This is a genomic window from Nonlabens sp. (genome assembly GCF_965660805.1).
In the GTDB taxonomy this organism is placed as follows: Bacteria; Bacteroidota; Bacteroidia; order Flavobacteriales; family Flavobacteriaceae; genus Nonlabens.
This window is the reverse complement of record NZ_CBFIBE010000027.1, coordinates 19,758-31,604: the sequence shown is the minus strand read 5'-3', so window position 1 is coordinate 31,604 and position 11,847 is coordinate 19,758. Positions and strand designations below refer to the sequence as shown.

Genomic DNA, 11,847 nt, shown 5'->3' with positions numbered 1-11,847 from the left:
TGTTTAAGATATTAAATGTTGCTGCGGTATAAATGCCGGCTGTCTCTGTGCGCAGTCTCGTATTCCCTAAACTTACAGGTTTGAACCCTTTATTTATTGCCAGTTCTATTTCTTGAGAAGAGAAATCGCCTTCAGGACCTATAAGCACTATTCCATTTTCTCTGGCTTGAGCAACATCGCTTAAATGTGTTTTTTCTATTTCCTCACAATGTGCGATGAATTTTTTACCGGTATGTTCTAATTTTAAAAACTCTTCTACATCAATTAACTCGTCTAGTTGTGGTTTATGAAATTGTAGTGACTGTTTCATAGCGCTTACTATGATCCGGTTCATTCTTTCCATATTAATTTTATGTCGCTCACTATGCTGACACAAAATAGGAGTAATGCGTGTAATTCCCATTTCTGTAGCTTTTTCAAGAAACCATTCCATGCGATCATTCATCTTAGTAGGTGCAATGGCTATATGAAGTTGATAGGATGGTGGAGGATACGTTTTCGCAAAAGCGATATCTAAATCACATCGATTACTAGTAATGTGATTTATGGTGCCTTTATATAAATTTCCACGACCGTCAGTAATAGATATCGTGTCACCTATGTTTTTGCGTAGTACTTTAAAAACGTGCTTACTTTCAGCTCTGTCTAGTGTGAAAGTAGCTGTATTTGTGTCTAATTGAGGATTGTAGAACAATTGCATTAGATATGTATTCTAGGTGCTGCGGTAACTTCTAAGCCTGCAAAATCTTTTTCTAAAAACTTAAAATATCCTGCTATTCCTATCATTGCAGCATTATCAGTGGTGTATTCAAATGGTGGGATAAAGGTTTTCCAGCCTTGAGTTTGCATAGATGTTAATCGTGCTCTTATACCTGAGTTTGCGCTAACTCCTCCACCTATAGCAACCTGCTTAATTCCAGTTTGCTGGACTGCTTTTTCTAATTTTTTAAATAAAATTTTAATAATAGTGTGTTGCACACTGGCACAAATATCTTCTAAGTTATTTTTAATAAAATCTGGATCTTTTTGAGTCTCACGTTGTAAAAAATAAAGCACTGATGTTTTAAAACCACTAAAACTATAGTTGAGTTCTGGAGCTTTAGGGACAGGGAATTCAAATGCCTTTTTATTTCCTTTTTGTGCAAGTTGATCTACTAATGGTCCTGCTGGATATCCTAGACCTAATAATTTTCCCGTTTTATCAAAGGCTTCTCCTACGGCATCATCTTGTGTAGTTCCTAGGACTTCCATATCGCTAGGACTATTTACTTGTACAATTTGTGTATGTCCACCGCTTATGGTTAAGGCTAGAAATGGGTAACTAGGTTTTTCCTGTCCATTTTCTATAAAATGGGCTAGTATATGGCCGTACATGTGATGAACGTCTATTAAAGGAATGTTTAAGGATAAGGACAAAGATTTAGCAAAACTAGTTCCTACGAGAAGACTGCCCATAAGTCCTGGACCTTTAGTAAAGGCAATGGCACTTAAGTGTTCTTTAGTAATATTTGCCTGTTTAAGAGCCTCATTTACTACTGGGATAATATTAGACTGGTGTGCTCGTGAGGCAAGCTCTGGTACCACACCGCCATACTCTTCATGGATTTTTTGGTTTGCTATGTAATTAGAAAGTACTCGATCATTTTCCAAAATGGCACAAGCAGTATCATCACAAGAGGATTCAATTGCAAGAATGTATGTATTTTTTGGCTGCATTATGATACTAAGGCATAAAAATTGGTGACATTTGCAAAAGTAAATGATCTATAGCTATTAAAAGGATTTTTAAAATATTACTGAGGATACTGCTAGTCTTGCTAGTGCTATTTGTGATAGTGGTCATCGCTTTTAGTTTTCCAGCGGTGCAAACTAAAGCAGCCAGATGGACTACCTCTTATCTTAATGATACTTATAACACTTCTATTTCCATAGATAAGGTTCATGTGAGCTATTCGGGTGCTGTAGGGTTAGAAAACGCTCTGGCGCTGGATCATAAAATGGACACGGTCATTTTCATTAAAAGTTTAGAAACTTCTATTATGAGTTTCGGTGATATGATAGATGGGCAGCCTGATCTAGGAGATGTTGCGATCGATGGTTTATATCTTAATATCCATAGGTATGAAGAGAACTCTACAGATAACTTAAGTCTCTTTATTGATAAATTTGGCAGTAGTGATGGATCTGGTGGCGCACCATTTGTTCTAGAAGCTAGTGAGTTAGAAGTTACTAATTCACGTGTTATGGTCTATGATGAGACCTTAAAATATCCAGAATCTTTTTATGCGAGAGATTTAAACTTGCTTGCGAGTGATTTTAAAATAGATGGTGGCGTGATCAGTGCGCAAATAGAAACGTCTAACTTTCTTATGCATACTGGTGTAATGAAAGAGGAAAATGGTGTTAGGGATTTAATAGTTCGGGATGTTAAAACAGATTTCTCTTATTCTAATACTCAAATCCGTGCTGCAGATCTGGAAATAGAAACGGCAGGTTCAAAATTAAAAGGAGATTTAAAACTGAATTATGTTATCAGTGACTTTGCTGACTTTAATCATAATGTAGATTGGGATTTTAAAATTGAAGAATCAGCCATCGCCACAAATGAGTTGCGACTTTTTTACAATGAACTCGTAAAAACTGAAACGGTTGATTTAAGCGGTCATATGACTGGGAATCTTAATGATTTTTATGTTAAAGAACTCCAGGCAGTTACATTAAATAATATATCCATAAAAGGTGATATGCATTTTAGAAATGTAGTGGATGATTTAGATGATTTTTTTATAGAAGGGACTTTTAGCCAGTTACGAGTAGATAATAATGATTTAAAAACTTTTTTACCTAACATTCTAGGGGAATCATTACCACCAGAAATAGATGCGTTAGGCACGGTAACTGCCAGTGGCTATGCCTCAGTAAATGCAAATACTGTGGTTTCTCGATTGAAGGGAACCTCTCGTAAAGGAGCTTTTAATACTGATCTGGTGCTTACAGATATAACAAGTGCTAAGCCTGCTTATAAAGGTAAGGTTGAGGTTAAAGACTTGGACTTAGGTGCCTTACTAGGTGTTGCCAGTTTAGGTAAAACAACCCTTAATTTAAACGTTAATGGTAAAGGGTTTAATCCTGAGAATTTGTTAACAAAGGTTCAAGGTGGAGTTATTAATATTGAGTATAATGGATATTTATACCGTAATATTAAGGTAGATGGGACTCTTGAAAAGCCACTTTTTGACGGTAGGTTTTCCATTAACGATCCTAATATTAAAATGACATTTAATGGACTCGCAGATCTTAATGAAGGAATTAATAAATATGATTTTAAAGCGAGTATAGAATATGCAGATTTAAATGCCATTAATATCTTTAAAAGAGACTCCACAGCCATTTTAAAAGGAGATGTAGTAATGGCTATGCAAGGAACTACTATTAATGATGCTAAAGGTTTTATAGAATTTAAAGACGCAAGTTATACAAATGATAATAAAGAGTACGTTTTTGAGGACTTTAACATCGTGTCTTATTTTCAAGAAGAAGTACGTAAAATAACCATCAATAGCCCAGATATTATTGAGGGCGAGCTCTCAGGAGTTTTTAAAATAGAAGAAATTCCAGAGTTGTTTAAAAATGCCATAGGAAATGTTTACACAAATTATAGATCTAATGAGGTTACTAAAGATCAGTATCTTGATTATGAATTTCAGATTTATGATAAAATTGTAGACTTGTTCTTTCCTGATGTCGCTCTAGGCGAAAACACGACCTTAAAAGGACAAGTAGCTTCAAACGAGGCTCAGTTTAAAATGACTTTTAGGACACCAGATATTAAATTGTTTGATGACATTAAGTTGGATAAAGTAAATGTTCAGATAGACAATCAAAACCCATTATTTAATACCTATGTAAAAATAGACCACATAAAAAATGGAGTTTATGATGTAGATGATTTTAAGCTCATAAACGTTACAAACAAAGACACATTATTCTTCAGAACAGAATTTTCAAGTAAACAGCGCATAGATGATAAGTACAAACTTAGTTTTTATCACACCGTTAATGATAGTAGTCAGTCTGTAGTAGGAAAACGTAAAAGTGATATTAAATATCAAGGTAAAAAATGGATTCTAAATAATGATGAGAATAAGGTTCAACTCACTTTTGATCATGATTTTAAAAACTTTAATTTAGATACCTTAGTCATTAAACACGCTCAAGAATATATCTCTCTAGCAGGAGATGTGAGTGGTAAGGAAAACAAAGATTTACACCTAGACTTTAAAGATGTACACATTTCAAGTCTCACTTCTCCTATAGATAGTTTGAAAATGCGAGGCTTGATTAACGGTTCATTAGAATTGAGTCAAATAAATGGTAATTATGCGCCCGCCAGTGATTTTACAGTCACAGATCTAGAGGTAAATGATACTCCACTAGGTGACTTTGATATGATGATCACAGGTAATGAAGATCTTACTCAGTATAAGGTTAATGCACAGTTAAAAGATGATGTACAGCGTACTTTATGGGCAAATGGAACGGTAAATACTGCTGGTAAAGAGTCTCAGATAAATGTAGATATTAATTTTAATGATTTTAACCTCGTTGCTTTGAGTCCTTTAGGTGGAGAAGTAATCGATAATATGAGAGGATTTGCTACAGGAGCGATAGGTATGTCTGGCTTGCTGGTAGAACCTAATCTTAGTGGTTCCTTAATTTTAAAAGATGGTGGGCTCAATATTCCATATCTAAATACTGATTTTAACTTAGAACAAAATAGTGAGATCATCGTAGAAACTGGTTTATTTGATTTTAATACCATAGAACTTACAGATACTAAATACGGTACTAAAGGAAATCTATCTGGAGTTATAAAGCATAAGAATTTTGGTTTTTGGGAATTAGGACTTCAATTGAAGTCTGATAAATTACTTGTGTTAGATACTGGCTTAACTCCAGAGTCATTGTATTACGGAACCGCATTTATAGACGGTAGCGCCAGTATTACGGGACCTACAGATAAACTTTTTATAGAGGTAAAAGCAACTACAAAAGAGGGAACTGTTTTTAAAGTTCCGCTTAACGATGCAGAAGGCTTAGCAGATAATTCTATGATTTATTTCTTAAGTCCTGAAGAAAAACAAGCACGCATCTCTGGAGAGCAAATAGAAATTGACAAAATTAATGGTTTAGAGTTAGAATTTGATCTTAAAGTAACACCTGTGGCTGAGGTAGAAATTACAGTAGATCAAGAAAATGGAAGTTATTTGCGAGGTAGTGGAGCTGGTAATCTCAAGCTAGAGATAAATACATTAGGTAAGTTTAATATGTATGGTGATTTTTCTGTTTATGATGGTATTTATAATTTTAAATATGCAGGAATTGTTAATAAAGAGTTTACCATACAACCAGGTGGTACTGTGGACTGGAACGGTAGTCCTACTGAGGCAAATATAGATGTAAGTGCTAGTTATAAAACTCAAGCAAATCCAGCCATATTGTTAGATAACCCTAATATTAACTCTCAAATACCTGTTGAAGTAATAACATCTTTACAAGGGAACTTATCATACTTTGATCCAGAATTTCAGATTCAATTCCCTAATGCAAACTCAGTAGTTACCTCTGAACTACAGTACCGTCTTGAAGATAAGGCCCAGCGTTACTTACAAGCCATGTCTATTATCTCTACAGGAACTTTTTATAACCCTAATAGTATAGGTCAAAACGCTGTTACAGGTAATGTAGTAGAAGGCCTTTCCAGTATCATAAATGATATTGTAGGAAATAATGAAGGTGATATCCAGTATAACTTAAATTATGAAGCCTCAGAACGCAATCCTAATAGTGATTTACAACAGTCAGATCGTTTTGCGGTTTCTGTAACTACTCAAATTAGTGACCGCGTTTTAATTAACGGTAAGCTAGGAGTTCCAGTAGGAAGTACCAGTGCAAATGAACGTGCTGTAATAGGAAATGTAGAAATAGAGTTCTTACTTAATAGTGATGGTTCATTACGCCTTAAAATCTTTAATAGAGAAGATAACTTACAGCAAATAGGAGAGCAAGGTGGTTATGCACAAGGTTTAGGACTATCCTGGTCAGTAGATTTTGATAGTTTAAAAGAGCTCTATGAAAAAGTCTTTAAAAAGAAAATGGAGTTAGAAAAAAAGGATGCTCTAGAAGAATATGAAGAAGTGCCAGTGAAGTTTTAGAAAAGAAAATAGTTTAGAGAAACAATTTAAATCTAAACTGGTATAAACTAAACTTTTTAAGTGTACCGTAAATATTATCTCAATACCAGCTTCTCGATCATGTCACTACCTAAATGTGTATTTAGATTATCTATGATTTTAGTACGCCCATAGAGCAGTTCTTCTCTTAACACAGATGATGATAGACTTATAAATAGTGTGGTGCCGCTATATTTGATTTGGGTCGTGTAAGTCATGATTCCAGCTCCCATAACCTCTTTCCATGCAGCTTCTACATCTACACGGGCAAAACCCTTTTGCAGTTTATTTTGAGCTTTAAAATCATTTAAAGCTTCGCTCATATTTAAAAAACCATCTTTCTTATTCTTGCGCATTATCGTGAGCTTTATAAATGTATTCAGTACCATTTTCATGGAGTAAAATAAGCGTTTTACCATCGCACTCTTTTAAGGTCTGCTGGTAGCGGCCATCTCCATCTTTAAAAGTAAGTACTGCTTTCCCATCTACCGTTTCCCAGGTAAATAATACGGGACTACCATAGTTAATATAACCACCATCATAGGTAGGACTTACTCGGTTTTTAACGCCATTATTACCTTCTATCTCAAAATGATCCATATGGTTAGAGAAAGGGAATTCACGCTCGCTACCATCGGGTAAGGTTACTGTTTCAATATTCCAGTATCCTTTCATGGCGTTTACCATATCCTTAGTACCATTGCTACACGCAGTGATACTTATGACTGCTATTAGTAAAATGAGTTTTTTCATAACTTAAATATCTTATAGGATTGATGTATCTCTTTAACCACTTGTTCTGTACGTTCTGGATGCGTATCGCTTATAAATAACTGACCGAATTGCTCCTCGTTTACCATATTGATGATTTGAGAAACACGACTTTCATCCAGTTTATCAAAAATGTCATCGAGCAATAAGATAGGCATAGTACCGCTCTGCTCTTTAATAAATTCAAACTGTGCGAGTTTTAAAGCGGTTAGGAAACTTTTTTGTTGCCCTTGACTTCCATATTTCTTAATCGCATGATCGCTTAATAAAAAGTATAAGTCGTCTTTATGAGTCCCGGCGCTGCTATATTGTAATTGCATGTCTTTTTGCAGGGCTTTCTCAAACACCTGTGCGGCAGGAGCATCATTTAAATCAGACTTATAGTAGATGTTTACATCTTCTTCACTTTGAGAAATATAAGCATAGTATTTTTTAAAAATAGGAGTAAAGGTCTCTAAAAACTTCACTCTTACTTGATGTATAAAAGTAGCCAGAGTAACCAGCTGCTCATCATAAACCTCTAGTCCAGCTCTATCAAAGGTTCTATTAGCCTGAAAATATTTTAATAAAGCATTACGCTGCTGGATCAGTTTATTATAAGTTACTAATTTGTTGAGATACTCCTGGTGGTCTAGAGAAATAACGCTGTCCATAAAACGGCGCCTAGTGTCACTACCTTCTATAATAAGGTCACGGTCTGCCGGTGAAATAATCACTAGAGGAATAAGCCCTATATGTTCACTTATTTTTTCATATGCTTTACCATTGCGTTTCAGCACACGTTTATTTCCACGTTTAGCACTTACTACTATCTTTTCATTTTGGTTATTTTTAGTAAAGTTTCCATTAATGACAAAAAAGTCTTCGTTGTGCTTAATATTTTGAACCGTGATAGGATTAAAATAACTTTTTGCAAATGCTAGGTGATACACAGCGTCTAAAACGTTTGTTTTTCCTACACCATTGTTACCTACAAAACAATTAATCTTCTCATCCAGCTCAAATTCGGCTGTTGCGAAACTTTTATAATTTATCAAACTCAAAAAATCGAGATGCATATAATGGTGTTAATGTTTTGTATGGCAATGTGTTGTGGTTAATTCGCTTTCGCGAAAGCGAGTTCAAAAGTCACATTTTTTAACTCTAGCAAAGGTATGATTTGAAACTAAGAAGAATAAAGCTTTAAACACATTTTTAATTATGGATAAATATTATATTTTTGCGCGTTCAATAAATGAAACTATGGCAACCTATAATAAAAGAGGATATAAACCTAAAACAAAGAAAGAGAAAGAAGTAGTAGAAGAAATTCTAGACTCTGAATCTACAACTGCAGAAGTGTTTAGCACCTTAGATGAAGGCGCAAATAAGACGGAAGAATGGGTGAGTAAAAACCAAAACATTATTCTCTACATCATAGGAGGAATAGCTGTAGCGGCGCTTGCTTACTGGGCATATACTCAGTTTGTAGTAGCTCCAAAGTCTCAAGAAGCTGTCTCTGAAATGACTCAGGCAAACATTTATTATAATGACGCTTTAACGGCTACAGGAGAAGTACAAGACTCACTCTACACACTAGCCCTAGAAGGTGGTGAAGGGAAATATGGTTTTCTAAAAATTATAGAAGAGTACTCTGGAACTGATGCCGCAAACCTTGCTAACTACCAGGCTGGTATGGCTTACTTAAATCTAGGAGGTACTAATTATCAAAACGCGATTGATCACCTTACTGAATATAAAGGTGGAGATTCTGTATTAGAATCTATAGCGCTTGCTGGTATAGGTGATGCACTTATTCAAGTGAATCAAACTGGAGATGCTATTTCATTTTATATGCAAGCGGCAGAAACAAATGCTAATGAATTTACATCACCTAAGTATTTATTAAAAGCAGCAAATGCTGCGCTTATAACTGGTGATAATGCTACAGCGATTAAAGCACTTGAAACCATTGAGTCTACTTATGGAGACTCTGATGAGGCTACCACTGCAAAGGTGTTACTAGGTCAGGCGCAAGCTGCAGGAAACTAATTCCATGGCGACTCAAGGAAAAGATTTATCACATTATGATAAGAATGACTTACCCGATGCTGCAGCGATGCGCATCGGGATTGTTGTTTCTGAGTGGAATGATGATATAACAGAAAACCTTTTTAAAGGTGCTGTAGATACTCTAAAAGATTGTGGTGTAGACGCATTTAATATTCATAGAATGAATGTGCCTGGTTCTTTTGAACTTATTTATGGTTGTAAGACCATGCAGCAAAGAACTTATCCTGTAGTAAATAGAAGAACTAAAAAACCTCTGGACGCAATTATCGCAATAGGTAACGTGATACGTGGAGAAACGGCTCATTTTGATTTTGTATGTCAGGGCGTGACGCAAGGCATTAAAGATTTGAATATTAATAAAACACGTATTCCTGTTATCTTTTGTGTCTTAACAGATGATACTCATGCACTATCTGTGGCACGTAGTGGAGGAATTCATGGTAATAAAGGAGCTGAGGCAGCAATAGCAGCTATAAAAATGGCCGCTATTAAAAACGACCATTCATAAGGTTTAAGATGAAAAACATAGAAAGCTGATTATTTTATAATCAGCTTTTTTTATGCTTGTAATTTGCCTGATGGGATTCTACATGTTCAAATTGTTTATAGTCGGCACGGTGATTGTCATAAAGTAGTGAAGCATATTTATTAACTTTGTAATAAACCATAGATATGGGAATTCTATCACGCCGCAAAAATAAAAAGTACGACTATCAACCGCAGTATTATAAGCAGGAGGAAGGAACACGTCCTTTTGAGATCAAGCATAAATTTGATGAACATAGATCTACTATTGAAACTGGTGGTTTAAAACGCAGGTTTAACACCGCTATGAATGATTACAAGACTGGAATGGATGCAGCTGTAAAAACGAGATTGTATCTTATAATTGCTGTTTTAGTATTTGCTTTTTTGTGGTTGATAGGTTTTGATTTATCCATTTTTAAATTCTAGATTGACTTCATGTCAGACATTATAAGATTACTGCCAGATCATGTGGCAAACCAGATTGCCGCTGGAGAAGTAGTGCAACGACCTGCAAGTGTAGTGAAAGAGTTGCTTGAAAACGCCATAGATGCTGGAGCCACTCAGATCACTTTAATTATTAAAGACGCTGGTAAAACAATTATCCAGGTTATAGATGATGGGAAAGGTATGAGCATGACTGATGCCCGTATGGCATTTGAAAGACATGCTACATCTAAAATAACAGACGCAAATGATTTGTTTAATTTACACACTAAGGGATTCCGTGGTGAAGCACTTGCTTCTGTAGCGGCTATTGCACATGTTTCACTTAAAACTAAAAGAGAAGAAGATGATTTAGGAACTCTTCTAGAAATAGAAGGAAGTAAGGTAACGAGTCAAGAGCCCGTGGTTACGCCTCAGGGAACCATGATTAGTGTGCGCAATTTATTTTATAATGTTCCGGCAAGACGTAAGTTCTTAAAGTCTGATAATGTAGAATTGCGCAATATTACAGATGAGTTTCATAGAGTAGCCATGGCACATCCTCAAGTAGGAATGCGGTTTACCAGTAATGATACAGAGTTGTTTAATCTACCAGTGAGTAATTCTAGACAGCGTATTGTGAATATTATGGGAACTAAAACTAACGAAAAACTAGTTCCTGTAGAAGAAGAAACTGAGCTCGTAACGATTACAGGATTTGTAGGGAAACCAGAATATGCACGTAAGACCAAAGGTTTACAGTATTTCTTTGTTAATGATCGTTTTATTAAACATAATTATTTACACCATGCAGTAAGTAGTGCTTTTGAAGGTTTATTAAATGAAAAAAATAACCCTACTTATTTTTTGTTTTTAGATGTTCCTAAGGATAGTGTAGATATTAATATCCATCCTACTAAAACAGAAGTTAAATTTGATGATGAGCATAGTCTTTATGCTATCATCAGAGCTAGTGTAAAACATGCTCTAGGTCAGTTTAGTATTAATGCCATAGATTTTGATAAAGAGCCACAATATGAGGTTCCTTATGAATACACAAAAAAACAGACCAGTTCTCCAAAAATAGAGGTGGATCCAGATTTTAATCCCTTTGCGACGGGTAGCATGAATTCTTCATTAAAACAAACATCTTCTTATTCTAAACCAGTGCCACAGACTTGGGAAGCTCTTTACACTGGTCTGGATGAATCTTCATCACTAGTAGATGAAACCGAAGAAACTTCTATGTCACCATCTATGTTTGAGGATGAAAAGGTGACACGTAATATTTTCCAGTTACAGCGCAAGTTTATCATCAGTACTCTTAAAAGTGGCATGCTGGTAATTCATCAAAATAGAGCGCATGAACGTGTATTATATGAACAATTATTAAAGCATATAACCGTACAAAGAGGCACAAGCCAGCAATTACTTTTTCCTTTAAGGTTAAACTTACCTGTAGATGAAGTTGCGGTTTTAACACAATTACAAGAACAGCTCGAGCAAACAGGTTTTATCTTTAAAACCTTAGAAAAAAACCTTGTTGAAATAGACGGTTTACCGATTCAATTACAAGAAAAGGATGTTCCTGCGGTACTAGAATCTATCATAAGAGATAGTGAGCTGGACTTACCTCAAGAGCGTTTTTCACAAGCAGATCGACTAGCAGCTACTATGGCTAGAGGAATGGCTATAAAATCTGGTGAGACTATGACTCAGGAGGCGATGGAGAATTTGCTTGATGAGCTATTTGCTTGTAAAGAGTCCGAGTTAACTGCTCAAGGTAAAAAGGTATTTGTGAATATTACAGGTGAAAGCCTGAACTTAAAATTTAACTAGT

The 11,847-nt window shown here is 35.3% G+C and carries 10 protein-coding genes; 5 read left to right on the top strand and 5 right to left on the bottom strand.

Annotated elements, in window-relative coordinates:
* Together ACTF48_RS07880 and tsaD are read right to left on the bottom strand one after the other, a co-directional pair.
* A partial coding sequence (locus tag ACTF48_RS07880; protein ID WP_438962611.1) for a 16S rRNA (uracil(1498)-N(3))-methyltransferase occupies nt 1–700 on the bottom strand: 700 nt, incomplete at its 3' end.
* Nucleotides 700–1,716: a tRNA (adenosine(37)-N6)-threonylcarbamoyltransferase complex transferase subunit TsaD gene (tsaD, locus tag ACTF48_RS07875; RefSeq protein WP_438962610.1), complete on the bottom strand. Its 1,017-nt coding sequence runs from the start codon at nt 1,714–1,716 to the stop codon at nt 700–702. The genes tsaD and ACTF48_RS07880, both read right to left, overlap by 1 nt.
* Before the next feature lie 104 nt (nt 1,717–1,820).
* Here tsaD and ACTF48_RS07870 point away from each other — a divergent pair, with 104 nt between their 5' ends.
* Complete coding sequence (locus ACTF48_RS07870; RefSeq protein WP_438962609.1) at nt 1,821–6,215, top strand: translocation/assembly module TamB domain-containing protein; 4,395 nt, start codon at nt 1,821–1,823, stop codon at nt 6,213–6,215.
* A gap of 74 nt (nt 6,216–6,289) precedes the next feature.
* Here the strand turns inward: ACTF48_RS07870 and ACTF48_RS07865 are convergent, their stop codons facing one another.
* The 3 genes from ACTF48_RS07865 to recF are packed head-to-tail and all read right to left on the bottom strand — an operon-like array spanning nt 6,290 to nt 8,062.
* Nucleotides 6,290–6,589 carry a DUF721 domain-containing protein gene (locus tag ACTF48_RS07865; RefSeq protein WP_438962608.1) on the bottom strand — a complete coding sequence of 100 codons (300 nt, stop codon included), beginning with the start codon at nt 6,587–6,589 and terminating at the stop codon, nt 6,290–6,292.
* Nucleotides 6,576–6,986: a lipocalin family protein gene (locus ACTF48_RS07860; protein ID WP_438962607.1), complete on the bottom strand. Its 411-nt coding sequence runs from the start codon at nt 6,984–6,986 to the stop codon at nt 6,576–6,578. Before ACTF48_RS07860 ends, ACTF48_RS07865 begins: the two co-directional genes overlap by 14 nt.
* Complete coding sequence (recF, locus tag ACTF48_RS07855; protein ID WP_438962606.1) at nt 6,983–8,062, bottom strand: DNA replication/repair protein RecF; 1,080 nt, start codon at nt 8,060–8,062, stop codon at nt 6,983–6,985. Before recF ends, ACTF48_RS07860 begins: the two co-directional genes overlap by 4 nt.
* 184 nt (nt 8,063–8,246) lie before the next feature.
* Between recF and ACTF48_RS07850 the strand changes: the two genes are divergently transcribed.
* The 4 genes from ACTF48_RS07850 to mutL all read left to right on the top strand — a co-directional run bounded on the left by ACTF48_RS07850 (nt 8,247) and on the right by mutL (nt 11,846).
* Complete coding sequence (locus ACTF48_RS07850) at nt 8,247–9,035, top strand: tetratricopeptide repeat protein (RefSeq protein WP_438962605.1); 789 nt, start codon at nt 8,247–8,249, stop codon at nt 9,033–9,035.
* A gap of 4 nt (nt 9,036–9,039) precedes the next feature.
* Nucleotides 9,040–9,564, top strand: coding sequence for a 6,7-dimethyl-8-ribityllumazine synthase (gene ribH, locus ACTF48_RS07845; RefSeq protein WP_438962604.1), 525 nt, complete (start codon nt 9,040–9,042; stop codon nt 9,562–9,564).
* A 164-nt stretch (nt 9,565–9,728) separates the two neighbouring features.
* Entirely contained in the window at nt 9,729–10,010 is a 282-nt protein-coding gene (locus ACTF48_RS07840) for a riboflavin synthase subunit beta (protein ID WP_438962603.1), read from the top strand.
* 9 nt (nt 10,011–10,019) lie between these two features.
* Nucleotides 10,020–11,846 carry a DNA mismatch repair endonuclease MutL gene (mutL, locus tag ACTF48_RS07835; RefSeq protein ID WP_438962602.1) on the top strand — a complete coding sequence of 609 codons (1,827 nt, stop codon included), beginning with the start codon at nt 10,020–10,022 and terminating at the stop codon, nt 11,844–11,846.
* The last annotated feature ends 1 nt before the right edge of the window (nt 11,847 follow it).